The 25,630-nt window shown below is 35.7% G+C and carries 28 protein-coding genes; 3 read left to right on the top strand and 25 right to left on the bottom strand.

The window, feature by feature from the left end; all coding sequences use genetic code 11:
* Positions 1 to 39: 39 nt before the first annotated feature.
* The 21 genes from PVK71_RS18585 to PVK71_RS18485 all read right to left on the bottom strand — a co-directional run bounded on the left by PVK71_RS18585 (position 40) and on the right by PVK71_RS18485 (position 18,778).
* Complete coding sequence (locus PVK71_RS18585; RefSeq protein WP_274420606.1) at positions 40 to 681, bottom strand: OmpA family protein; 642 nt, start codon at positions 679 to 681, stop codon at positions 40 to 42.
* 41 nt (positions 682 to 722) lie between these two features.
* A complete protein-coding gene (locus PVK71_RS18580; protein ID WP_274420604.1) occupies positions 723 to 2,000 on the bottom strand; it encodes a TadE/TadG family type IV pilus assembly protein in 1,278 nt (425 codons plus the stop codon).
* A gap of 4 nt (positions 2,001 to 2,004) precedes the next feature.
* The gene (gene tadF / locus PVK71_RS18575) at positions 2,005 to 2,544 is read right to left on the bottom strand and encodes a tight adherence pilus pseudopilin TadF (protein WP_274420636.1); all 540 of its coding nucleotides are present in this window, start codon (positions 2,542 to 2,544) and stop codon (positions 2,005 to 2,007) included.
* Positions 2,528 to 3,019: a TadE family protein gene (locus PVK71_RS18570; RefSeq protein ID WP_443111736.1), complete on the bottom strand. Its 492-nt coding sequence runs from the start codon at positions 3,017 to 3,019 to the stop codon at positions 2,528 to 2,530. The genes tadF and PVK71_RS18570 overlap by 17 nt, the downstream gene beginning before the upstream one ends.
* A gap of 24 nt (positions 3,020 to 3,043) precedes the next feature.
* Positions 3,044 to 3,763: a hypothetical protein gene (locus PVK71_RS18565; protein ID WP_274420603.1), complete on the bottom strand. Its 720-nt coding sequence runs from the start codon at positions 3,761 to 3,763 to the stop codon at positions 3,044 to 3,046.
* The gene (locus PVK71_RS18560; protein WP_274420632.1) at positions 3,753 to 4,628 is read right to left on the bottom strand and encodes a type II secretion system F family protein; all 876 of its coding nucleotides are present in this window, start codon (positions 4,626 to 4,628) and stop codon (positions 3,753 to 3,755) included. The genes PVK71_RS18565 and PVK71_RS18560 overlap by 11 nt, the downstream gene beginning before the upstream one ends.
* Complete coding sequence (locus tag PVK71_RS18555; protein WP_274420601.1) at positions 4,628 to 5,539, bottom strand: type II secretion system F family protein; 912 nt, start codon at positions 5,537 to 5,539, stop codon at positions 4,628 to 4,630. Before PVK71_RS18555 ends, PVK71_RS18560 begins: the two co-directional genes overlap by 1 nt.
* Positions 5,536 to 6,822, bottom strand: coding sequence for a CpaF family protein (locus PVK71_RS18550; RefSeq protein ID WP_274420599.1), 1,287 nt, complete (start codon positions 6,820 to 6,822; stop codon positions 5,536 to 5,538). Before PVK71_RS18550 ends, PVK71_RS18555 begins: the two co-directional genes overlap by 4 nt.
* Entirely contained in the window at positions 6,809 to 8,044 is a 1,236-nt protein-coding gene (locus PVK71_RS18545) for an AAA family ATPase (RefSeq protein WP_274420597.1), read from the bottom strand. Before PVK71_RS18545 ends, PVK71_RS18550 begins: the two co-directional genes overlap by 14 nt.
* 1 nt (position 8,045) lies before the next feature.
* Positions 8,046 to 8,555, bottom strand: a complete 510-nt coding sequence (locus tag PVK71_RS18540; RefSeq protein WP_274420595.1) for a hypothetical protein — start codon at positions 8,553 to 8,555, stop codon at positions 8,046 to 8,048.
* Positions 8,552 to 9,880 carry a type II and III secretion system protein family protein gene (locus PVK71_RS18535; protein ID WP_274420593.1) on the bottom strand — a complete coding sequence of 443 codons (1,329 nt, stop codon included), beginning with the start codon at positions 9,878 to 9,880 and terminating at the stop codon, positions 8,552 to 8,554. The genes PVK71_RS18540 and PVK71_RS18535 overlap by 4 nt, the downstream gene beginning before the upstream one ends.
* A 10-nt stretch (positions 9,881 to 9,890) precedes the next feature.
* Positions 9,891 to 10,682, bottom strand: coding sequence for a Flp pilus assembly protein CpaB (gene cpaB, locus PVK71_RS18530; protein ID WP_274420591.1), 792 nt, complete (start codon positions 10,680 to 10,682; stop codon positions 9,891 to 9,893).
* 8 nt (positions 10,683 to 10,690) lie between these two features.
* Positions 10,691 to 11,128, bottom strand: coding sequence for an A24 family peptidase (locus PVK71_RS18525; protein ID WP_274421886.1), 438 nt, complete (start codon positions 11,126 to 11,128; stop codon positions 10,691 to 10,693).
* Between the two features lie 9 nt (positions 11,129 to 11,137).
* Positions 11,138 to 11,347, bottom strand: coding sequence for a Flp family type IVb pilin (locus PVK71_RS18520; RefSeq protein ID WP_274420589.1), 210 nt, complete (start codon positions 11,345 to 11,347; stop codon positions 11,138 to 11,140).
* 402 nt (positions 11,348 to 11,749) lie between these two features.
* Positions 11,750 to 12,070, bottom strand: coding sequence for an Hpt domain-containing protein (locus PVK71_RS18515; protein ID WP_274420587.1), 321 nt, complete (start codon positions 12,068 to 12,070; stop codon positions 11,750 to 11,752).
* Complete coding sequence (locus PVK71_RS18510; protein WP_274420586.1) at positions 12,063 to 12,491, bottom strand: response regulator transcription factor; 429 nt, start codon at positions 12,489 to 12,491, stop codon at positions 12,063 to 12,065. Before PVK71_RS18510 ends, PVK71_RS18515 begins: the two co-directional genes overlap by 8 nt.
* On the bottom strand, positions 12,481 to 13,371 hold the full coding sequence (locus tag PVK71_RS18505) for a transcriptional regulator (protein WP_274420584.1): 891 nt from the start codon (positions 13,369 to 13,371) through the stop codon (positions 12,481 to 12,483). Before PVK71_RS18505 ends, PVK71_RS18510 begins: the two co-directional genes overlap by 11 nt.
* Before the next feature lie 233 nt (positions 13,372 to 13,604).
* On the bottom strand, positions 13,605 to 14,747 hold the full coding sequence (locus tag PVK71_RS18500; protein WP_274420582.1) for an ABC transporter substrate-binding protein: 1,143 nt from the start codon (positions 14,745 to 14,747) through the stop codon (positions 13,605 to 13,607).
* A 205-nt stretch (positions 14,748 to 14,952) separates the two neighbouring features.
* Positions 14,953 to 16,374, bottom strand: a complete 1,422-nt coding sequence (locus tag PVK71_RS18495) for a sensor histidine kinase (protein WP_274420580.1) — start codon at positions 16,372 to 16,374, stop codon at positions 14,953 to 14,955.
* Positions 16,362 to 17,048, bottom strand: a complete 687-nt coding sequence (locus PVK71_RS18490; protein ID WP_274420577.1) for a response regulator transcription factor — start codon at positions 17,046 to 17,048, stop codon at positions 16,362 to 16,364. Before PVK71_RS18490 ends, PVK71_RS18495 begins: the two co-directional genes overlap by 13 nt.
* A 101-nt stretch (positions 17,049 to 17,149) precedes the next feature.
* Positions 17,150 to 18,778: a phosphoethanolamine transferase gene (locus PVK71_RS18485; RefSeq protein WP_274420575.1), complete on the bottom strand. Its 1,629-nt coding sequence runs from the start codon at positions 18,776 to 18,778 to the stop codon at positions 17,150 to 17,152.
* Positions 18,779 to 18,972: 194 nt separating this feature from the next.
* Here PVK71_RS18485 and PVK71_RS18480 point away from each other — a divergent pair, with 194 nt between their 5' ends.
* Positions 18,973 to 19,917: an endonuclease/exonuclease/phosphatase family protein gene (locus tag PVK71_RS18480; RefSeq protein WP_274420573.1), complete on the top strand. Its 945-nt coding sequence runs from the start codon at positions 18,973 to 18,975 to the stop codon at positions 19,915 to 19,917.
* Here the strand turns inward: PVK71_RS18480 and PVK71_RS18475 are convergent.
* The 3 genes from PVK71_RS18475 to PVK71_RS18465 form a co-directional block, all read right to left on the bottom strand.
* Positions 19,907 to 20,932, bottom strand: coding sequence for a GGDEF domain-containing protein (locus PVK71_RS18475; protein WP_274420571.1), 1,026 nt, complete (start codon positions 20,930 to 20,932; stop codon positions 19,907 to 19,909). The two genes, PVK71_RS18480 and PVK71_RS18475, sit on opposite strands and share 11 nt — an antisense overlap.
* 207 nt (positions 20,933 to 21,139) lie before the next feature.
* The gene (locus PVK71_RS18470; protein WP_274420569.1) at positions 21,140 to 21,754 is read right to left on the bottom strand and encodes a hypothetical protein; all 615 of its coding nucleotides are present in this window, start codon (positions 21,752 to 21,754) and stop codon (positions 21,140 to 21,142) included.
* A 59-nt stretch (positions 21,755 to 21,813) separates the two neighbouring features.
* Positions 21,814 to 22,365, bottom strand: a complete 552-nt coding sequence (locus PVK71_RS18465; RefSeq protein ID WP_274420567.1) for a hypothetical protein — start codon at positions 22,363 to 22,365, stop codon at positions 21,814 to 21,816.
* Positions 22,366 to 22,629: 264 nt separating this feature from the next.
* On the opposite strand from PVK71_RS18465, the gene PVK71_RS18460 reads away from it, so the two are divergent.
* Positions 22,630 to 23,319, top strand: coding sequence for a response regulator transcription factor (locus tag PVK71_RS18460; protein ID WP_274420565.1), 690 nt, complete (start codon positions 22,630 to 22,632; stop codon positions 23,317 to 23,319).
* A gap of 227 nt (positions 23,320 to 23,546) precedes the next feature.
* Positions 23,547 to 24,641, top strand: a complete 1,095-nt coding sequence (locus PVK71_RS18455; protein WP_274420563.1) for an ATP-binding protein — start codon at positions 23,547 to 23,549, stop codon at positions 24,639 to 24,641.
* Between the two features lie 133 nt (positions 24,642 to 24,774).
* On the opposite strand, the gene PVK71_RS18450 is transcribed toward PVK71_RS18455, so the two are convergent.
* Entirely contained in the window at positions 24,775 to 25,335 is a 561-nt protein-coding gene (locus PVK71_RS18450) for an outer membrane beta-barrel protein (protein WP_274420561.1), read from the bottom strand.
* Positions 25,336 to 25,630: the final 295 nt, after the last annotated feature.

The raw sequence follows: 25,630 nt of genomic DNA, 5'->3' as shown, positions 1-25,630 counted from the left end.
CATTCAGCTTAATTTCACACATAGACAGTATCAATTATACTAAATTTTCTTAATTTCAACTCTGCGGTTTTTATCTCGACCAGCCTGCGTTTTATTACTATCTACTGGTTCAAGTTCGCCTTTTGAAGCCACTGTATATTGCTTTGGATCGGCACCATGATCTACTAAGTATTTCAGAACCATATCCGAACGTTTTAAGCCTAATGCATAATTATACTTTTTACTGCCTTGAGAGTCAGTATGGCCTATGACTTTTAATCCATCACTTTCATTTTTTATACGACCAAACATTTGATCCAATACGTATTCAGAACGCTTGGTTAAGGCTGATTTATCAAAATTAAAGTAAACACGAGCTAGCAGAGTATCTCCTTTGGTAACTTTTGAAGATGAATGGCTTAATAAAAACTCTGTACACTGCTCATCGATTGCCATCCGATTAAACTGACTACGGATAAAAGCGGTTTCAGGCTTTACACCTTCAATCTGCTGTATTTGAGAAAATCCACCTTGATTTAGCGATACTCTTACCCCTTCACCAACAATGACCTCTTTTTGATATTCTGCATTGGATGAACCACAATAAAGCATTATTGATTGGTTTACGGATTCTTTAACTTGCGCCTGCACATTAAATGACAAACAGGTAGCCAATACTATTACTGCAAAAGATTTGTTCATAATTTTGTTCTCTACTTTTTTACGCACAATGTGCTACCTATTTATTTTAAATGCCCGACTTCTTCACTGATTAACTCAAGAATTTTATCTTTAATTTCATCGGCATTTTCGGCTTTATACAAATTATCAGCACCAACACAATTTTTTAAAGCTTGATTGGCACTTGCGTTATAATCAAAACCAATCGCAACAATTTGAGCTTTAATATCACGGCCATCAGGCGTTTTATCTGCTTCTAAACCCTCTCTAATCTTGTCGCACATACCTCCATTAACGAGTGAATTAGAAAAACTTTTAACATTAGGGCTATCATGGTTTGGCCCCCCGTCTTCACCATCAGATAAAACAATTAATAATCGACGAGTATTACTGCCTTCTTTAAGTAATTGTGCTCCACGAATGATCCCAGAATATGATGCGGTACCTCCTTTAGGCCTAAAAGTAGATAGTTCTCGATTGAAATCAACGAATTTTTCAGTTAAACGCATTTCATGAAAATTACCTTTCCAGTTGTAATTAGTGCAATTACTTTGAGTTTTAGGTATAAATATATCCCTTAGAGTGTCCGATACTGAAGGATAGCGATACCCTCCTTGCTGCTGCATTAAAAAACAAAGAGCACCTCCTCCGTTAGCATATTCAGAGTTAGCATATTCGGAGTAACCAACGATCCCCATGGTATTATTATGATCGCTTTTCTGTAAGTCATTAAACTTTTGTAATTCCTCAGATATATCATTAATAATATTACGTAGGTCTACGTACTTCTTGTTATAACTTCCACTCCATTGTCTATCCATTGAGCCAGAGTAATCCGCTGCAAACATCACATCTACAGCCTCACTCTGATATTTTCGCGCTCGTGAATCACCATAGGTGTCAAAGGTTTCTCCCATACCAACGATTACACCTTGTCCTGGAAACCAAGATTTTTGAGTCGTTGTTACTTCAATTTCATGTTCAAAGAAACGTGGTTTTCCATTTTCAACCCCTTCTTTGCAATCGGCAATGTGCTCACAGGTACGCTTATATACTTTTACTTCCTTCACGCTATCTACGTCATTAATATAAGCATTCACATACTTTTTAGCTAAGGTATTGTTATATCTGCTTGCTGTACCATTCCCATTCTCATCTTGTGCTGTATCGTTATGGGCTGATATAGCAAGTACAGCTACCTCTGCCGCATCTTCGATTCTTGCTTTAGTTTGCAGCGCTCTTGCCCCATCACTTGCTAGAGCAAATATGCCAAACAGTACAGGGATCATCATGGCAAACAAGATTGCGGCATGACCTTGTTGGTGTTTTTTTAATTTCATCGAACTACCTTCCTATGATGATGGATGATGAGTTCACATCAGTAAATTTCTTATCTACCAAAGAACCAAACATGTTAGTTGTCTTATAGCACAAGGTAATTCGATACAACGTTGCTTGTCTTGTCCATGTTGTTACCACTGATAGGTCTTGAAATTTATCAATCGTTTTAGGTAACGAACACGTATAAGAACCAAGATTATATCGTGTCGGAGAATTTGGTTGATTTATCCCATGAAATGTTAACTCTTCAACTACGGCACCAAAATTATCACTCTTATAGCTATTTTGCACACGAGCCATCGAGTTTTTAGCAATAGTAAATATAGAATCTGCTTCTTGTTTCTCGAGTACATAATCTTCGTCATACAATTGTGTTCGTTCTTTTAATACGTTTACTAATGAGTATGACAATCTGTCCAATTTACCTTTTATTGCTAACTTGATAATGACATCAGCACTGAATACAAATATGAGACTCAGAGCTACACCAACTACTGCAAATTCAACAGAGAAATTTCCTCGTTGTTTAAATCCCAAAGGCATCACGCTCGTACTCCTGAATAACAATAACTTCACGACTAAAAAGACTGTCTGTATCAACAAAGTAATTAAAAATAGACGAAAAGCGATAATCAAGATGATAAATAGCAATCGCACTGTCTTTAGCAACACCACACTCTGCTGTTGTTTCATCATCAGGAACTACGCATGGATCTTTAGTTCCTTCTAAATCAGCCACTTTATCTAGATATTCAATAGATAATGTGAATTTATTAGGGTCAATCACATCTCCCCAAATGGATTCGTTCTTGTCTACTGCGTTGTGAAAGGCGTCCATATAATCAGACTCCGAGGTCTTAGCAACTCGTGCTGATTCAGAAACAACGAGATCACTAATAGCAGAGACATAAGACATGTAACTCATCTCAACCCATCCCATGCATATTAACCAGAACCCCATGAATCCCAGCGTAAACTCAATGCTGGCGATCCCTTTATTTTTATTTCGTCTTATCATTTTTTTATTCTCAAGCGGTTTTTCTTACTCTTCTTGACGTGATATTCCACGTAAAGCGTTATACCTCTGTTTGATTTCACTTTCTGTATACTTAGGCGATAACACTTCTTTCATTAGTGATAAGTCACCCGACTTAGCCATAGCGAGCATTAAGTTTGATTCAATTCGATGATTACTTTGATCACTCATATAAACATGTAATAAACGATTATTAGCTTGGTCATATTTCCCTTCTATAATATCGAGCATGGCTAAATTGTTTTTTATTTTAATATCGCTATATAAATGCTTTCTTGCTAAATTAAAATAATATCGAGCCTGAATAACATCTTTTTTAGTACCATAAATAACACCAAGTAAATTCTCTATCTCTGCATTATCTTTATTAAACCAATATACTTTTTTTGCTATTTCTAGTGCGTCTACAACTTTTCCTGAATCTAATTGAGCATTCGCTTCAATTAAATAAGATTGAACGGTTCGAGGATCTTCATCATTTGCCTGAATAGTAAATAATGCCGATTCAGGGTCTCCATCGTTCAAATAAGTTTGCGCTAATTTTTCTCTAACTTCTGGGTCTGGTTTACTTTTTAATTGCTCTTTATAGAAAGCGATCAAATCTGGATAATTTTTAGTATTTACTAAAATTTTTTCTTGTACCGCTTTAGTATCTACCGTTGGTTTTGTTGCACACCCCGTCAAACTTAAAAGCAAACCGAGTATCAATATATTTTTAATATGCACCTGTCATCATCCTCATTATTCCTGGAGCCGCGATTAGAATGACCACTGGGATCATGATAAATAGAATCAAGGGTACTGACATTTTCGCCGCTAATTTACCCACCTTTTCTTCAAGCGCAAGTAAACGCACCTGACGAATATCACCAGCAAGTGTATTTAACACACTATAAATTGAGCTTCCGTAGTGAAGACTTTGCTTTAATGTCATTACAAAACTTCGCATTTCATTCGTTGGAACTCGTACATATAGCTCATCTAACGCAACCGCTAAACCGACAATACGGGCTCGGTCATTCGTTCGACTTACCATGTGCGCTAAATCTTTATCAAAACCTTGCATCTCTTTTGCTAAATACGTTAATGATGACTCAAGCGTCATCCCGGTATGAACACACATAGCAAGAAGATCTAATAAATAGGGTAATTGATTCGATAACTTATCTTGCATGGCTTTGATACGATAGTTCAATATTCCATCAGGTACTGAAATACAAAACACTAACCACATACACATGAATGCTATGATTGTTTTTTGATCTGAACCTCCATTTAATGACCAATAAATACTGCTACAACCAATAATAACGGCGGCATATTTTATCGGCATATAAATGTGTGAAAATTTAAAATCATAGAAACCAGCAGAATAAAACTTACGTTCAACCTCGTCATTATTTGTCGTTACTGCACTTGGTAAAAGCTGGTCTACTTTATCTAATACATTTATGCTTTTATTCAGTGATTCACTGCTTGAAAGGTATTTTCGCATTGCTTTTTTCTGTTGCAGTTTTTGACTTAATAACCAAAATACAATTAAGCAACCAAGAGACACAATTCCTGAAAATAATAATGCTGGAGATACCATCACGAGCGTACCCCTTTCATTAATAGCCAAATAATAAATATCCCAATGGATTCACTAATCAATACATAGTAAAGAATGGGTTTGCCTGCCGGGTTAAACATGACAAATTCATAGTTCTCAGGGCTAAGATATTGCAACATAAACAAAAAGATAAATGGAATGGCAGCAACAATTTTTGCTGAAGCTCTTGCTTCCGAAGTTAATGCATATTTCTTTTTCTCTATTGCTCTTGCACCAAACATCAAGCGATTAAGACGCGTCATTACTTCTTTTAATTGACCACCACGCTGCATACTGGTACGTAACGTGATAACAAAAAACTGAAATGATGGATAAGGGAACTTTATACAAGATTTACGAAAAACGGAATCTGCCGTTTCGCCCAGTTGCAGCTGTTCTCCCATTCGTTTAAATTCTTGACCTACTTTTCCTTCAAGAGAATTTCCAACAAAAATAATCCCATGCATAATACTTTCACCCGAACTCACCGCACTTGAAAGCATATTTAGAGCGTCAGGAAAGGATTCTTCAAATCGACTTTTTTCACGATTACTTAGCCATACAATACCAAAAGAAATACCAAGGACTTCAGTAATGAAGATTACAATCAGTGGGTTAGTTTGTATAAATGTCTGATTAACATAAATACCCGCAGCAACTAGCAATAAACAATATACGACAATTTTTACCATCGCATGAGAATCAATATGACTATATGTTCTTGTAAATAAACGTAATAATTTTTTATTAAAACTCTCATCAGATAACACGCCTAGCTTAACGGCTTGGCGATCTTCGTCAGTAAGTGCTATAGAAGTTTGATTAAGGTATTCATGGCTAGATTTGGAATGAGAATAAATCAAATATAATGTAATTAACCCACCAAATATTAATGACAGCCAATATATCATGCCATTTGTTCCAGTTGATTAAATGCCGAGTTCAACTGATCTTCCAACCCAAAAAATCTCGCTTTTTGAACAAGGACAGAACGTTGCATTAAACCTTCAGTTTCAAAGCGACCCATAATTTTCCCACCATCTCCATGCTGGCCAGTGGGGGTGAATTTATAAAGTTCTTCTAATACAACGCTACTGCCTTCAAGACCTACCACCTCTGTTATACTCATTACTTTTCGGCTACCGTCATGTAAGCGGCTAATTTGAATAACCAAATCTACAGCGCTGACAATGGTACGACGAATAGCCTCTAACGGAAGACTGCTGCTTCCCATCATAACCATCGCTTCTACACGAGCAATTGCATCACGTGGTGTATTGGCATGGAGCGTTGACATTGACCCATCATGGCCCGTATTCATCGCTTGAAGCATCTGAAACGCTTCACTGCCACGGCACTCACCAACAATGATGCGATCTGGACGCATACGTAAGGCGTTAATTACCAGATCTTTCTGCGTTACCGCACCAGTTCCTTCAATACCTGCATTTCGAGTTTCTAAGCGCACAACATGAGGTTGAAGCATCTTAAGCTCGGCAGCATCTTCAATCGTAATGATACGTTCTTTTTCTGAGATATATTGAGACAAGGCATTTAGCATGGTTGTTTTACCAGAACCTGTGCCTCCTGAAATCAAAATATTAAGACGACAGCGAGATGCAATCATTAAGATCTGCGCCATTTCAGGGCTCATGGCACCAAATTCTGTTAGTTTATCTAAACCAATACTGCCTTTTTTAAACTTACGGATCGACATTGATGTACCATCAATTGCAATAGGCGGGATCACTATGTTTACACGACTACCATCTTGTAAACGGGCATCACACGTTGGAGACGAATCATCGACTCGACGACCTACTTGCGAGGCAATACGCTTGGCAATATGAATTAACTGCTCTTCATCAATGAAACTCACCGGAGCAACTTCAACTAAACCATTTCTTTCGATAAAAATACTATCGTGGCCGTTGATCATGATGTCACTGATACTTTCATCATCCATCAATACTTGTAAAGGTCCAAGACCTTGCAATTCATTAACAAGATTTGAAACAAACTCAGAGCGAACAACAGAGCTTACATGCCACTCTTGACGAGCAAGCAACATATCTACAGCACTGCTTAATTGTTGACTTAACTGCTCTTTAGAAAGTGAATTTACTGCATCTGCTTCCAACGCTTCAAAGATCTGTTTTCTAATTTCAATATAAATTAATTTATTTTGATTCATGATAGATTCTCTTCGTTAAGCGTTGAAATAGACTTAATTTCTTAGGTGTTTCACCAAGTAACAATGAGGTTAAGTGACTAAGACTTCGGCTTATAGGAAGACTTTTTGAATGAACACTTTCACCACGTAAAAGAATAGAACCTAGTTTGGGTTCAAATGGGCAAAGAACATCAAGTTTTTTATCGATATATTTTTCAATTCCATCCAAATCAACCGTTGAGTACTTTTCAGGTTTTATTTGATTCACTATCACAATGACACGTACTGCCAGTTTTTTTTCATTAACAGCATTCAATACCAATGATGCTTCTCTCAAGCTAGATACTGACTGTTCTATCACTAAAACAAGGACATCAAGCTGTTTTTCAATATCTTGTGCTAGAAAGTCGAGTCTTTCACTCGCAAAACCAGATAAATCTTCAATAATGAAGTTGGTATCTTGAGCTAATTGATTGGTAAGTACCTCAACATAGCCTTGCATGTCACTCGTTGATAAATGTTCAGATTCTATCGCTAACAAAGAGAGTTTATCGTTGATTTTAGTCGCCATGCTGGTTGCAAAATCAACATCCAGATTCGAACTTAACATTCCAGGTGAAAGTAGACGTCTTTTAAATTGTTTAATTCCGATCATAATATCTAAGTTGCCAGCACTAAAATTATGATCAACAACCAAACAAGAGCTACTGCGTTTTTCAGACAGTTCTTTACTTAATTGAGCGGCAATAAATGAAGTTCCAACTCCCCCTTTTGTCCCCCAAATCGCAACTCTCTTAGCTTGACGGCTCTTTTTAAGCTTACTATTTCTCGAAATATCTTCATTAACACCGCGAATAAAATCTATTAATTCCAACTTATTGATAGGCCAGAATAAATAGTAATAACCCATTGTTCTCAACGTTCGGATCGTTGAAATTGAGTTCTCAGAACCAATGACGATAACAGAGGCACTCGTCGGTAGTAGATGACTGATTAACTCTATTTCATAAGTTACATCAAAAGTCTCATTCAGTTCGATCATAATAATATGATCACTAAAATCACGAGCATTATTACGGATTTCATCATCACTGTATTTAAAGACTACAGGAGCAGTAACGCCCTCAAAACGAAAGACCTCTTCCATTAACTCTTTGTATTCTTCTGTCTGATAAAATAAAACTAATGATATTGTTTTTTCTTCTTTAACAGGCAGACTGATTGATTTTGTAAGATCAAACATATTACTCACCAACCTTTGGGACTAAATTAGTGGTATCTAGCAGCATTTTTTGTGGGTTAACCATTGAAGACCAACGTGCATTGTCAGTAAAGCAACCATCGGTCTTGGTTCCGATGTTGTAATGTGTTGCATATTCGCAATGTGAAACAACCACTTTAGGAGCAATGAATGACACCTTCATATCAAAGTGAGAGGTTGCTTTCTTACCTTGATGAATCACAATGACTTTTTTATCTATGCCACTCGAAATAAGCTCTTTATCAAGTTCATTTGCCCATTTTTTACCTTTATTATTAAACCATTGAATATCTACACCATGATTTTTCATTTCACTTTCATGTATATCAATAAATGCCGATAGTTTTGCTTCTGCCTTATTTGATTTCACCAATTGAATAGAGAAAGTTACGGGAAATACATCGATATCTGTACCGTGACGCTCACTCACTTGATCGGCACAACCACACATAAATAAGATAGGTAAGAATATTAACGCCTTCCAATTGATCATTTTTCAAATCCTCCAGTTGCTAATAACTCAGTAGCCCATTTATCACTGGCTTTAGAATAAGAACTTTCTAAACCAAAAAATCGGCTTAATGTGGTTGTTTTTCTCATCATTGGTAGTTGTACTTGAGATGGATGAATTGGTTGAACTAAGTTGACAGTGGCCACAATGATCAACTCTGTTTTATTTCTCTGGGTTTTAGAATTACGGAACAGAGCCCCAAGAATAGGAATATCACCAATTAAAGGAATTTTTTGCAGATCTTCCTTATCTTCAGAGTTCAACAAACCACCTAACACAAAGCTCTGACCATCACCGAGTTCTACGGTAGTACGTGCTCGACGAGTTTTTAATGCGGGTAAATTATAATTATCATTTGCATATTGAGTATCTAAAGAACTGACTTCAGGAACTAATGATAACGTGATCTTGTCATCTTTTTTTACCTTGGCCATTAATTCCAATCGAACACCAAATTCTTTGTAACTAACACTTGGGGTATTATCAATCGTGGTAACAACAGGTAATTCACCACCAACTAAAAAACTCGCACTTTCGCCAGAAATAACAGATAGGTTAGGTTCCGCTAATATTTGTCCCACTGAATCATTACCGATTGCGGTAATCACTGACATTATATCGGATGAACTAAAGTTAGTTAATGGCTGTACAAATACGCCTGCGCCACCTCCTGCAGTACCATATTGGATGCCTACTTGTTCTAAAAATGATTGCGAAACTTCCGCAATTGAAATTTTAACGTTAACTTGTTTGGTTGTTGTTACTTCAATATTATTTAAAATTCCATCATAACGATGACGTTCCATAAATTGCATTTCATAATCATCGTCTTCCATATGCTGCTCAAACGTAAAGTCTGAACTCTCTTTTTTTAATAGTTGACCAACAACATCGTTAATGTCATCTTTTTCTTGCTCTGTTGGTGCAGTTCCGCTTAATACTACTTGCTCGCCAACATTTAAAATATCAACATCACTGCCAGGATATTTAACCGAAATATATTGCTGAATAGTACTTAAGCTTTTATTAACAATGATTTTTTTACTTGCTAATGTATTACCATTCTCTCCGAAGATAAGCGCTGAGCTATTGCCCATTTTTTTTCCGTAGATCACTACTTTTCGTTTATCAATAACTTGATAATCTGCAATTTTTGGATCTGATAAAAAAACAGAGGAAATATCTTGTTGTACAGTGATCGTTTCTGCATCGCCTTCTGATAGATTCAATATGCCCGCAGCAAAGCTCATAAAGGACAAGCTAAGTAGACCTATCACCGCAATTATTTTGTAGCATTTAATCCACATATCATTTGTCCTATTTAATCGTCACATCATTTGCACGATATTCAGTGATAGCATTAAAGTCGGATAGAATATCTCCGGCATCCGCATGTAACTCGCTAGGATCATAATCACCAACAGATTTATACACTTCGATATCAGCAATCTTTTTTGCCACGATCATTTTGGCAGCTTGTTCTCGGGTCAATTCAAGAATTAAAGTCACCGTTTGAGTTTGGTCTGAATCTCGTGAATTTTCTAACACTGACTCTTTAACTTGTAGCACCTTAACTCGATTAAAAATTGGTGTTATAGATACGCCTTGTCTCAAGGAGTTTTTAGAGTTGTATTTACTTTGTTGAGGAGATGCCAAGGCCAAAATATCAACAAAAGAGTTCGCACTGATCACACCGCCAATAACAGAAGAAGGATCTACAGAAATAGGAAAAGGAATTCGTTCTGGGGCAATAACATAATTAATGTAACCATCTTGATCGGGTGTAATTACATCATTCATTGATATGTAGCTCCCTTCAGAAAGGGCATTTCTGAAGACGACTCCTGGTTTGGTGTCAATTGATACATTTTCATCAAAGCCAAGTTCATTTGCTTTAGACTCAGAAACAAGACCTAATGCTAATGTGCGTTGGTCAATTTCCTCACCTGAAACTACATCTTTTTTAAGTCGCCAAAGCTTAAGCTTTACCACTTTATTAGGCATAATCTCTTTAAGAGGAGGGGGAGATAGGGATAAGCTATTTACTAAACCGTATAGGCCAAAAAATATGGTTACGACAGCTAGTAAAATTATTAATTTAGTTTTCATTATTCACCTCAAATTGATGCTGCGATACCAAATAGGTAGCCAACACAAATAGGGACTCCGTAAGGTACGCCGTTTAGATTTTCATTACTTCGATATTTCCCCCAAAGCAATTGACTAAAGGCAATAACACCACCAAGCAATAAAATAATAGTAATCACTAATAATTGGTACTTTGGATTTACTGCAACAGCAAAAGCAGATGCAAGTTTAATATCACCCGCTGCTATAATGTTCATTAAGAACAGAATAAAGCCAATAATAAATATAAGAATCGAATATTGAACTGCATTGTAGTTATTAATAAGAATACAAATAACACAACATAATGCTAAAACCATCATGCACATTCGATTTGAAATAACTCGAACTGATATATCTTTATAACAAATAAAACAAGAAATGGTGGCTAATAAAAGCCACCATTTAAATAACAAATTACTCATCATTAGTAATTATTATTCTTTAATATTTGCAGTTGAGATATTATCTGAAACAGTCGTCATTGCACCGACTAAAGCATCTTTTAAAGTACCGTTGAACATTAATAAAACGATAGCAGAGATTGATACACCGATAATTGCGTATTCAATAGCTGTAACACCACGTTGGTCATTTTTAAAATTTTCGAATGCGATTTGAGACTTAACTACAAGCTTAGTTAGCATGTTTATACCTTATTATTAATTTTTTAGACAAAGAATAATCGATTTTATTGTATTCTCTGATGTTTATATTTAATGATGGCCCTATTTATTTAGGCTCATCAAGAAACTGGAAATTAGAATAATAATCCATCGCCAACATGAATAAGGCATTTTCATTTTCAAAAAAAAATAAAATGCCTATATCACTACAAGCTATTGAAAATTAAACATATTACCTCCAAAAATAATGAATCTCAAATGTGAGATACTGATAATTAAAATATCATCAACTTATTCCATAGAGAAAACATAAAAATCACAAATAGAGGTTTATAAAAAAGGGGAAGCAACGCTTGTTTTGATTTGATGGAGCTAGGACTGGGACTGGGACTGGGACTGGGACTGGGACTGGGACTGGGAATATTAATTCATAAAATCTTTGTTGTTTACAATTTTCATATATTCTTTTTCTAGCATTACTTTCAGAGAATTCACTCTAATTACTTGATGATAATGCTCTAATTTATTGCATATTTCATACAATCGGTTCAAGCCACCATAGCTGGATATACCTTTAATAGCATGAATCGTTTCTTTTATTCCCTCTTTATCGATACCTCTTATCTCATGTTCAAGCTGCTCTTTAAGCATTACTTTAAAGAACTGAGCATCATCTGTACCATTAATAGTACTTGTTCCCACCGCAAAGTCTTCAGCATTAAATGCTCTAAGGTGGCTATACATAATAATCAACCTGCTGGTTATTAACCTCCTGCTGCATAAAGCTCTCAATAGATATAACGATGTCTTCAGCAAGGATTGGTTTTTTAAAGGCATTAAGAATATTAACACCACTGGATTCTGCCTTGTTCAGCGCTTTCTCAATATTTTTTTTGTTGACTGACGACACAATAATCATAGGTATTTTATGATTATGTCCAGATAACATATGTATTAACTCTAACCCATCACCATTAGGCATCATAATGTCAGAAATTATGCCATTAATTGTAATGTTTTTATTAAGAATGCTCTGCACGTCATTGCTATTATTCGCATCTAATATATTAACTTTATCACCAAAATTTTTGTTTATTATGAAAGAAATGACCTTCCTTGAAAATTTAATATCATCCACCAAAATCACATTTATTTTATTCTTCATGATACTTCCTTCTAAACGTAGTAATCAGATACATTGCTTCTTTTGAAATACTTACATCAATCTTAGAGAGCTCTGACGTTTTTTGGTTTTCTCTATTATAAGGTTCATTGTACTTAACTTTCGCCTTTAACTTTGTAAAGAGCTTATGTGTATTTTTTTCTATTGAGGATAAGTATAACTTCACATCAAGAGTTGGTATGCTCATGAATTCATTTAATATATTTCCAAGAATAAATTCTAAAGTCGGCAAAGTTGAACTATGAAACGAGATAGCAAATGGGTGACTTCCTGAATACGATTTCATATTTAATATATCGATATTGTCACCCATAACATCTACCATGAAATCAGAAGTAACATAAAGTGTAATAGAATGAGCTATCAATCTTGTTCCATATTTGCACAAATAAATTTGCGTATTAAAGCATTCAATTAGCATCGAAATAAACGCTTTCATTTCTGTTATCTGAAATGCCTCTATAAGTCGTTTTAAATACAAATCATTTGTTACGATAATTTGAATATCACTGAGAAATAAATCTATGTCTGAAATATTATTTCGATCAAGTAGATATAACGAAAACTCATCAATAGATCCCATATACTGATCGGTTACAAAATATTCATTGCTATCAATTACTGGCAATTCAATACCTAATTCAATAAGTTCATCGATAGGATCAACTTCAAGCAATTGATATACTTCAATTTGTTTTCGAAATGGAGGTATCGTTATCCCCCTCTCCCAGCGGCTAAAAGTCACATTATCTAGTTTATGTAACTTAGGAGAGTTATTACTTAATAAATCGACCATGAACTCTTGAGTAATTCCACTTCTTATTCGATATTTTTTTAAAATCTGCTCAAATAAACGGTTCATAAAATTCAACTATTCCTCTACCTTGCCGCACGGTAAGTCTTTATCTTTCAACTCACATGGCACTTTGAATTGCGCTCTAAATTAAAATGCCTACAAGCAATATGAGTCTATAGATCTTTCATTGACTTTTGCGTCACATTTTTAAGATTCATCAATAACTTATTTTATAAAAAAGGGAGGGATAATTAAGTATAAACAATCACTCCCTCTGCCTTTTTTTACGTAGCTATATTTTATTTGCCATAACGAACTAGCCACTCTTTCTCTAATGCCACCTGCCAGCTTGGGTGCGGCTCAGCTAATGATTTAAATAGCTTCGTATTCTTCGCTGAGCCCGTTAAATACTGTGACGACAGCACAGATGGGTCACCCCAAACACTTAAATCACCTTTACGAGACTGAGCTTCAGGACTCAATAAAAAGTTAATTGCGACTTGAGCGCCCTCTTTTGCTGATGCATTCCACGGAATAGCGAGAAAGTGAATATTTGATAACGCACCGGCTTCCATGGCATAAGCTTCTGTGGTGTCGGCTAACTTACCACTTGCTTGTGCAGAAAAGACTTCATTTGGGTTAAACGTAACCGCAAGATCAATTTGACCGTCATCTAATAGCTGTAGTGATTGCGCTGTACCTGATGGAAACTGCTTCCCTTTACGCCACGCAGTTTGATGCAACTCATCCAAATAGATCCATAATGGCTGAGTGATCTCGGCAAAGTTTGCTTGCTCAACTGGCTTCATTAACTGAGGATTGTTATTTGTAAGTTCAATCAATAATGCTTTTAAGAAACTTGTACCATGGAACTCTGGCGGCTTAGGATAAGTAATTCTATTTGGAAAGGCCTTGCTGTAACTAAGCAATTCAGCAAAAGATTGTGGCGGATTACTTAATGTCTGCTTGTCGTGAATAAATACAAGTTGACCCACACCCCACGGCGCTTCCAAGCCTAACGTCGGCTCAGAAAAGTCACTGTCTACAGGTAAGGTTTTATCCACAAACTCCCAGCTTGGTAGCTGATTGACAAATGGACCAAACAGCAGTTGATTGTTCTTCATGGATTTAAAGTTTTCACCATTAATCCAAACCATATCGACACTGCCACCGTCGTTTTTCCCTGCGGTTTTTTCAGCTAATAAACGTGACGTACTTTCTGCAATATCACCCACTTTTACGTGTTTTAGTGTCACACCATAATTTCGCTGTAGCTCTTTATCTGCCCAACGAAGGTAATTATTAATTTCTTGGCTTCCCCCCCACGCATGAAAGTAAACGGTTTGGCCTTTGGCCTTTTGTTCTATCTCTTTCCATGTATCTGCAGCATGAACGCTAAAAGAAAGTATTAGGCTATTTAGCAATAACAACCACTTTTTCATCTGTATTTCCTTTATCCATTAAAGAGTATTTTTATTATGTTCGTCCCGATTATAGTGTATAAATTATGATTATTCAGAGCTTTGTGGTTATATTTAATAATCAAAAATATCAGTGGTTTCTTTCCTGACTACCTGATGACTTTGATGGTTACTTATTGCTGTTTTTATTAAATAAAAGGTAATCGCACGACTATCTCAACAGGCATTATGCCTGCGGTATCACAACCGTAAATGTAATCTCTCTACTCTCTTGATAATCAACCGATAAATCATAACCATTTAATTGAGCTATATTCTTTACAATAGCTAAGCCCAACCCATGCCTATCAGTGTGGGTTCTTGATTTATCTACCTGATATAACGCTTTGAATATGTTATTAAGATCATCTTGAGTTAATGGATTAGAAGATATGTTTTTAATCTTAATCACAATGCTTCCATCACCCTCTTTTTCAATGCTCGCAGACACAATGGACTCTTCTACACTATAAAAAAGAGCGTTATCCAATAAATTTTTAATCACGGTTTCCAAGCTAAAACGGTCAACATGAATCATCGGAGAGGCTAATGATGAAGAGAAAGCAACTCTCTCTCCCATTGTAGGATGCTTAAACTGTAATTCTGCACAAATCTCCTCAGTCAAGAGTCGAACATCCACTTCTTTCTTCTCAATCCCATAATTTCCTGATGCACGTTGGCTTAATGCCATTAATTGATTTACTATATTTTTCATATTATTCGAAATCGATAGCACATCTTCTTTGTAAGTAGCTGAAATGCGAACATCATCAGGAAAACGAATGTTCATTTCACTCAAACTAATGAGTTCTGCTATTGGCGTTTTCAACTCATGGGCAATATCGGAAGAAAGGCGTTTTTCATTAGCCATACCTTGAATGTTCAATTCGATATAACGATTTAGCTCTTTACGAATAGGGGCTATTTCTTTACTTTCTTTAGGGTTCTTTTTTATCTTCTTCGCATTTTCATCAAGCTCTGAAATCTCTTTATTTAATAAATAAAGTGAATCTAGTTCTTTATCGACAACTTTAATTACAACAAATCTCACCCCGAAAATTGCCGTTATAAACACAAATAACAACGATAAATCAGCAATCAATAATATGTTACTCACTCGTTGATTAGAAATTGCCAATGTTAGGTACATGGTTTCAATATAAGTAACGTCTGTAGGAGCAACATCAGATGACAACTGTGGCTGAAAGCGCGAAGAAATAGCTTTACCCATGCTGCCATCAGGAAGTTTTATATCAAAAATACGGCTCTCATGAGTAGGGACATCTTGATAATCAAGGTCAACATCATCAAAGTAGTTAAGAGATTTCGACTTTGCAAAAGTGCTCTCACCTAACCAAATTTGAAAATATTGCGCATCCTCTTTTCGCTCAAACTGAGGCATAAAACCTTTGTGGTATTCAAACTCAATACCATCACTTTCCACTTCAACTAAAGATTTAAAGTAATTTGATTTCTCAACTAAAGCGTCATCAAATTGCTGATCAACCCATGCATCGAGAATAAAATCTAAAGATAAAAAAACCACTAATAAAATAATACCAATGATCACGGTTAACGCATTAACTAACCTATCTTTTATTGAGTACATGAGCGTCTTTCCAAATAGTAACCAAAGCCTCTTTTGTTCTTAATCGGCAATTCTCCACCTGCCGCTTTGACTTTTCTTCGAATAGAAGAGAGGTGCGATTCAATGGTATTTTTCGATAATGAATCAAATGAACCAATAACGTAGTCACTGATATTTTCCGTCGTCATTACCTGATTTTTTGATAGGAATAAGCATTCAATAATTTTATATTCATTTTTAGTAAGCTCTATTAACTGTTTCGAGAACTCTAACTCTTTTTTTGCCAGATCGAGCTTAAAATCACCTAATCGAACATCATCATCGCTGTTTTTAACCACCCCTCGACGGGCTACGGTTAAGATACGAGCATGCAGTTCATCAAACGAAAACGGCTTAACTAAATAATCATCAGCGCCTGACATTAAACCTTCAACACGGTCCTCTGGTTGTGATTTTGCTGATAAGATAATCACCTTTACGTCATTACCCATTTTACGAATGCTTTTTAATAGCGTGATACCATCAACATTAGGAAGCATTAAATCCAAAATAATAAAGTCATACTCATTGGTAATAGCCATCGAAAGCCCTTTTGAGCCGTCACCAGTTTCATCAATGGTAAAACCAAGGTTACTCAGCCCCACCACTAAACTACGACGTAAATGTTCAGAGTCTTCTATTAGCAATATTTTCATTGTTCTGTACCACTTTATTATTTTATATAATCATAGTAGCAAAAATGGGCTAACCATTCTCATGATTAACCCATTTCTTAATATGATGAACTAAAAAGTAACTAGTTCGCCATAATATCTAAGCTATTGTCTTTAGCACTAGTCTTCACGCCATATAAGCCCAGTAAGGTATGGAACAAGTTATCATGAGAATAACCACCCGCTGCCGCTTTACTGATAACACTGGCTTTATCTATCCCTTTTTGGTTTGCATAATCATCACTCATCCAAATATAGAAAGGCACGTGAGTTTGTTCTTTTGGCGCAATCATATAAGGCGCACCATGAAGATATAACCCATTCTCACCTAATGATTCACCGTGATCTGAAATGTATAGCATCACAACGTTATATTTATCAGAGTAAGTTTTTAGCTTTGCAATCATCTGCGCAATCACGTAATCGGTATAAACTAAGGTATTGTCATACACATTGGTGATCTCTTCATCACTGCAATTTTCAATATCACTACGATTACATGCAGGGGTAAATACCGCCATATCCTCAGGATAACGCTTCCAATACGTTGGTCCATGACTTCCTATCATATGCAGTGCATACAGCTGGTCACCCGTCGTATTTTGAATTCGCTCATCTAAACCTTGCAATAATACTTCATCATAACAACTTGAACCGTCGCATAAGTCAGAAGAAGAGTCACCCGGAATCATCTCTTTTTCAATGTTCTTGGCAACCGCTTTATCACCACCGTCATTATCAATCCATACTGATTTAACACCCGCATGAGTCAACACATCTAATACATCATCTTGATTATTGGCACGGTCTCTATTGTAATTAGTACGCACCATATTAGAGAACATACATGGCAAAGAGTGAGCTGTTGCTGTTCCGCATGAAGAGACATTTTGAAAAGCAATCAAACCAAGATCTTTAGTGTATGGATTGGTCTCTCTTTCATAACCATTATAAGCACTGTTTTGCGCACGTGCGGTTTCACCTACTAACACGACCATTAGTGTCGGTTTACCGTTTTTCGCTGGAATAACTTCTGCATCTTCACCGATTGTGATGTAGTCCAAAGGTGCAGTTAGATATTCATTATTAATGTACTTAACCGTATTGAAGGCATCAGCAGGGTTAATCATTTTATTTAGATACGAATTATTACGGCCAATCGAGGCATAATCTTTAAAATAGAACACAGAAATCAGCAGTAAACCCACAATCGCAACACTCATTAATGCTGCGCGATGAAATAACTCTTTGCTCCATGAAGCATTGCGGATCACTTTTACTTTTAATAAAAACAATGATGGAAGTACACCAAAAACAATAAAGTAACCTATAGATGCCGAGCTTAAATAGGATGAAGCTTCACCGACATTAGTTTCAAAGATATTCTCGATCATCGCATAATCAAACATGGTGTTGTATTGCAATGCCGCATAAAACGCCATCGAAGAGGTGAGAGTCAAAATAATCACAATACCTTTGAACAAGTAAGGCACTGCAATTATTGAGAAAATAATAATAAAAGCACAGGTAAGAATCGCTGGTGTTAGAAACAGAAAAAGACCGTTACCTTGAGAAAGTTGGTAAATTTTTTCATTAATTGGGTAATTAAATACCACGGCAAAATACAATGACACCAAAGTAATTAGTGACACCATGTTCATGGCTATTTTTTGGTTTTTAAGTTTTGAAATCAGATTGGACAGCACAAACATACCTTCAGGCTCCTTAAGAATGAGACGAGTGTTACATATCAAACTTAAGATTCACTGAAGATAAACTTATGATTTACTGTTTTTCATTATTAATTTGAATGAATAATTTACGCAACTCTCTAATTTATCATCCATACTAAACAACTAAGGCAAGTTAAACAGTCTTGATCATAAAAGTAGTAAATGGAGATTAAATGCATAAAAAAGGACTTTGGATTGCACTATTGATTTTACCTAGCCTGCTGTGGATTTCACTCTCTTATGTACCCGCTATTTGGTGGTTAGAAAACATTTTAGGAATACCAAGTATCATTGCTTTTGGTTACGCCTTTCTTTTTATTGTTTTATTATTGCGCCGCTATTACTTTTATTCTTTCTTAGCTTTGAGCTTATTCTTTACTTGGTTCTATCAGTCCCCACAAGCGAATTACTCAAACCAAAAGTGCCACAACCCTCTTGTGATAGTTCAATATAATCTGTATTACACCAACCCTGATCTCACTCCTTTTTTAGACTATTTAAAGAGTAATGATATTGATCTTGTGGTACTTCAAGAAACAGCACCGTGGCATGGTGATCGACTTATGGAGTTAATAGAACAATACCCATATCAATTTGGAGGAACGCCTGGTTTAGGCTATCCAAGCGGGCAAATGGTCATCAGTAAACAGCCATTGAATTTAAGAGCACAAAACACACCAGCAGGTCATTATATGATAAGCGGTATATGGCAAAGCAGCGAACATCGTCCTGTGAGTTTATATACCGCTCACCCACCATCACCAAGAACCAAGCAACTTTGGCATGAAAGAAATGCACTCATCGGTAGTTTAGAACGCCTAGCAGATTACCCCCCTTATGCTGATACCTTAATTATTGGTGATTTCAATTTATCTGCAAACACACAACGCTTTAAACACGCTTACAAAGAATACCAAACAGCCCCTATTCAGAGTTGGCCAAGAGAGATCAAAGGCATTCCTATCCCCACTTTTGCACGGATCGCCATTGACCATTTTTGGATAAGAAATTCTGAGGAACCATCGCTATTTATCTGTAAGCGTGAAGTATTGCCTCAGTTTTCAGGCTCTGATCATAGTGCGGTAGTGACTTATTTAAGCCAAAATACTAAGATTTAATGAACAACTTATTGTTTTTAAATACGCAACCAACACCATTGAGTTGAGCTAAGGTAGCATTGTCTTCAGCATCAGACCAGATAGATTCGATAGTGGAAAACCTAGTAATTTCTGTAATACCAGCACTGAGTGTCATAAACTCACTTTGGTTTCTAATTAAGAAAGGGAGGGTTGAAATAGACGTCAACACATCGTTAATCTGTTGGTGTTCATGATAGCTAGCTTCTGCCATATAATGCGTAGAAATAAGCATCACAAATCGACCTGAGCCTAGGTGATATAAGCATTCTTTGCCTACTGTATTAAACAATCGCTCAACCATCTCTTTAATCATCTTATCGCTTTCTTGATAGCCATACTTTTTTGTGTAATGGCTAAAGTCATCAATATTGAACATCACAAATGAGCTATAACGTTCACTATGTTCATTCATTTCTTTGATTAAAGAGTTTCTACTTAATGCCCCCGTTAACGGATCATAAGCACCTAAATATTGAATATAATCTTGAGCAGCTTCTCTCTCTATTTCAAATTTACGGCTAATCGCTGTTATAACTAAATAAGTGCAAATAAAGTTAAGTACAGATACAAAGAATTGATTTTTATCATGCAAAGCAATTTCAAATAATAATGAACCAATCTGAATAAATAAAAACAAGATTGAATAGATAAAAGCATTAGAGCAACCAAGCAGTAAATAGAATAGAATTGGAGCGGCAGTTGACCAAATATATACCCCTTCATCGATCGGCTTAGCTATTTCGCCAAAAAACATAATGAAGGTAATAATAAATACATGAATATATGTATGAAAAGCGATGTTTTTATCATTACGAATATCATAAAGAGAATACAAGGCGACAATAAAATACAAACACTCAATGAAAGCCAATAGATAAGACTTATTATCAAAATAAAAAGCATTACCTACCGCTAATGGAAGGGCAACAATGGCTAAACCAGTACAAAGTCCTTTTAGAACCTGCTTTCTCATTACATCATTTGAGTTCATCATTTTATTAACTTACACCAACCTTTTTAGTCACCTCATTGTAATACTCGCGCAGTCTACATTATGCTTGATGTTTTTCAATACCTTAGTCACCAGCTTTCAAGCTTACATTCTCAACTAAGACAATCATCTTTAATTATAAACGCAAAAAAGATAACCCTTAACTTAAAAGAGTTATCTTATTTATGAATAGACGAAGTGAGTATAAGTCTACATAGAGAACTGAACACCAAGGTTAAATGATCGTTCACTCTCTTTACGCTCAGAGAATTCAAAACCAGCGACTAAACCAAATACACTGCCGAACTGAAAAACATTAGTAATATTAATCGTATCTTTACTCACATCAAACGCTTCATGCTGATACGAAGCATCAATAAGCCAATGGCTAGCAACTTGCCCTCTAACTCCAGCTTTGCAATACCCTGCATTGTCACTAAAAGAAGAAGAGTAATCACTGTCTGCACGATAATTAACAATGCCACAAGAAACAGGAAAGGAAACACGATCTTGTACCAAGATATTGTAGCCACCACCCACTCGCCATGTATCAACTTCTGAACTGAATCGAGTTATAAAATCGGCATAACCATCAACAAAAAACTGCTCTGTGACGTTAAAGCCTAAATTTATATATAAACCACCATAAGATTTCGCTTCATCATTAACATACTTGCCATCCAAATATGGTGACATCGCTTCTGCATCCAAACGAGCTTGTTTATAACCTATACCAACATAAGATAGGTTATTTACTATGTTACTGTCAGCTAATGAGAAAAAAGAGGGGGTCACTAATAAAATAGCGCTTATCAATCGAATCATATGCTCTCCGTAATTTACTTTATTCATGTCTTTTTAAATTCATATGTGCTGCAAGAAAATTACAGGTTTAACGAATATCGTATTTGAGTAATCTTACCCGCTTTATCTGTTTTGATAATATAACCAGATAAATCTTCGAAGAAGTCACCTGTTATTAACTCCCAGCCTTTTGTTGTTCTCTTAACCTGCTTTTCAAAGGAATCTGAAAACATCTGATCTTGATCAAATACACTTTCAATTGCTTCCATCAAGAGTTGTGCGCCATCTTCATCGGTTACGGTAAAGTTAAGCTTAATACAAGACTGCAATGCAGGCATGGTTTCATTGCTACTTGGCTGTACTAAACTATCTAACTGATTACCATTTTTATAAAACAGATAACCACCAATACCTGTAGTTCCACCATCTGGAGTTTTAAACTTTGGTGACGCGACATAGAAGTCACACGAAAAAACCATTTTTTGAATCGTACTCTTTTTTTGAGCAACCTCAATATCAATCCAAGTCTGAACTTCTTCTCTTATATCATTTTTTACAACATCATTCGCATTAACCATCATCGAAGTAGACATTAACGTCAACACACACAACGATTTTTTTATATTAAGCATAGATAACCTTATATTTTATTTAATAATCGAATTAAACTCAAACTGCTTTGCCGCTAATACTGTGCATACTAAGAGGTTTAATTATCTTAATCGAGAATTGAATTGTAAGTTTTGTAAGGGCATTTATATTGATATACTCATTTCAAATGTGAGCCAAAATACAGGATGATAGTTTATTAAAAAATTAGTCCCTAATAAAAAAGGACTTTATTTTCTATACTCAATATATATAATTGCCCGGAATTTATTGGCGAGGTTAATCATTTGAGCAAAGGTAAAATACTTATTATTGAAGATGATCCTGAAATTGGTCGCCTTACCCAAATGTATTTAGAAGCTGAGCAATACCATTCTTACATTGTTGAAGATGGCTTAGCTGCAATCGATGCAATAAAAGAATATCAACCTGATTTAATATTATTAGATCTTATGCTGCCGGGAATGAGTGGTGCTGATATTTGCCGTGAAGCTAGATTATTTTATAATGGCATGATCTTAATTCTTACCGCCTCTGATGACGAAATGAGTGAAGTCAGTTTATTTAAGTTTGGGGCTGATGATTACGTTACTAAACCAATTCGAGGCCATGTATTACTCGCTCGTATTGAAGCCTTACTTAGACGCTCTCGCCTTTCCGCTGAATCAGTACAAACAGAAACTCCAAGCGCAGACATTACTATAGATACTCAAACTCAAACCGCCTGGTATAAGCAAGCTGACCTACAACTCACTAGCGCTGAATTTGAAATATTACATGTACTTATCGACAATGTCGGTCAAGTCGTCACTCGAGAAGAGTGCTGTAAAGTGTTCAGAGGTATTGATTATGGTTTCAATGACCGCTCTATTGATATGCGAGTGTCAGGATTACGAAAAAAACTCATTTCACACCACTCACCAAACAACCTGATTCGAACCATCCGCAATAAAGGATATATGCTTGTTTCCCTTTAAATCCCTGCCTTCTATGTTTACGAGGCTATATTTTGGCCTTACTGTTTCATTAATTGCTACCTTATATCTCTTTTTTATTTTTAGTGAAAGTTACATTAGAAAGTACGATGTTGAGATGTTTTTAAGAGATGGTCGTTATTTTTTAGAACAATACATCGAACAAAAAGGAAGTGATAATTCACTATATAAAGAATTAGAGACTACACAGAAAGAAACTTTTTATATAATTGCTGTCTCAATGGGATGGTTCATCGCCTTGTGATAACTGCGATAAAATATTTACTATTGATTCGGTTCCTGTCTACTTAAACGATAACAATTTATATATTGCCGTCTTCCCTATTCCCAATACGAATAACCATTTTGTATTTAGAGAGCATGCAGAGTTCTTTTCTCATGATGTTCCTTGGTACCAAAACCCAACGGTTCTTTTTATTTTAGCCCTCACCAGTTGTGTTATTTTCGTTCTTTGTATAGCAATCTACTTACCACTGCGACAATTACAAAAACAAACCTACAATTTTCAGCAAGTCCAAATGAAGTTTGGGGATGGAAAGCTGGCAGAAAGAGCAAATGAAAAACTTCCTGCACCAGTAGGCCATCTAGCAAAAAGCTTTAATAAAATGGCCAATGAGATTGAAAGCCGTGTTATCCAAAGCCAAATCTTTGCTCAAGCCATTCCACATGAAGTTCGTACCCCTCTCAGTAGAATTCAATTGGTGAACGATCTTCTACGCATGAAAAGCCAACCCACTGAGGCTGCTTTACATGATGACATTGATCTATATATTGAAGATATTAATAATCTGACTACCAGTATTATTATGTTATCTAAACTGACTTCGATGGAGTCATCTTTCTATGAAACTCATCGTTCAAACCTTAATCTAAGCACTTTCATTCCATCACGACTTGCCGCTCACCCTCATCATAACCTTACTGTTTCAACTCAAATTTCAGAGGATATTGTTGTTCGGTGTGATAGTACAATGGCAAGACTAGTGGTCGACAATTTAATTAAAAATGCCATTAAATATACCCATACTTCCGTCAAAATAAGCTTAATTGATCATGATACCCATCTTGAATTGTCTGTTGAAGATGATGGTTCTGGAATTCCTGAATCAAAGCGAAAAGAAATCTTTATGCCGTTTGCTCGATTAGATAAAAGCAGAAACAGTAAAACTGGTGGATTTGGACTAGGATTAGCCATTACTCATGCTGCAATCACGCGATTAGAGTGGGCGATAGATATCACACTCAGCGATATGAATGGAGCAAACTTTACCGTCATCATTCCTAAGTCATCGAATTTAGATTGATATTACCCTAAACATAAAAAAGAGAGCCGAGGCTCTCTTTAAACTTATAAATAATACTAATTAACACAAATATTAGAGGTAATATTCTGAAATTTCAGAAGGCATAGTGTTAATGGTAAAATAATAATTTAGCTTAGAATGTGTAATCCATACCTAAATAAACCGCTGAGATATCATCAATAGATTTGTAACCTAAATTAATACCTACTTGTTGAAATGAATAACCGATTTCAGCACCCGTTAATAGTTTCCACTCATCAACAGAACTCTTTGTCGATGAAATTGCCACATCAGCAGACAGGTTGTTCAACCCACCAATAACACCAACATAGAAACCACCAAAATGATACTTAGGCATTAAATTCACACCATATGATGTCGCTGATACTTCACCAGTATAAGGACCTAATAAACCTTGACCTGATACTTTTGCACTACCAAGATCAGCATAAGAAAATTCAGAGTTTAGATACAGATTTTCAGTTAAACGCGAAGTATAACCAACTTGAACACTGTAACCTGTGCTCTCAGTATTTGATGTTTGAGGGCCTAAAAGACTCGTCACTGCAAGAATATCTAGCATATCAGATTGAACATAATCAGCACCAACGTAAAGACCTGAATAATCAGAACTTGCCGCATGTGCAACATTTAGTGATGCTGCCATTAAAGAAACAACTAAGATTTTTTTCATTGTAATACCATTATTAAATTAGAGTAACATGTTGGGGATATAATAAAGATACCATGATGAAATATTCGTTCAGTAAGGGGATGTAAGCCATTTGTAAGTGCTAATCTAATTGAATATCAACTTTTAAATTATTAGTTTCTCTTACTTTTGCTTACAAACAAAAATATTAATTCAGTTATATTACTCACCTTATATTCATATACATAGCCAGTGAGTTTTACAATGGAATACCTAATTAATGAAGACAATAAATTCACTACACACACTTTCTCATTATCTACTTCCATTAAGCTAC

It is taken from the genome of Aliivibrio sp. S4MY1, assembly GCF_028765545.1.
GTDB lineage: Bacteria > Pseudomonadota > Gammaproteobacteria > Enterobacterales > Vibrionaceae > Aliivibrio.
Note: the sequence above shows the minus strand (reverse complement) of the source record. Positions and strands in the feature narration are given on the sequence as shown.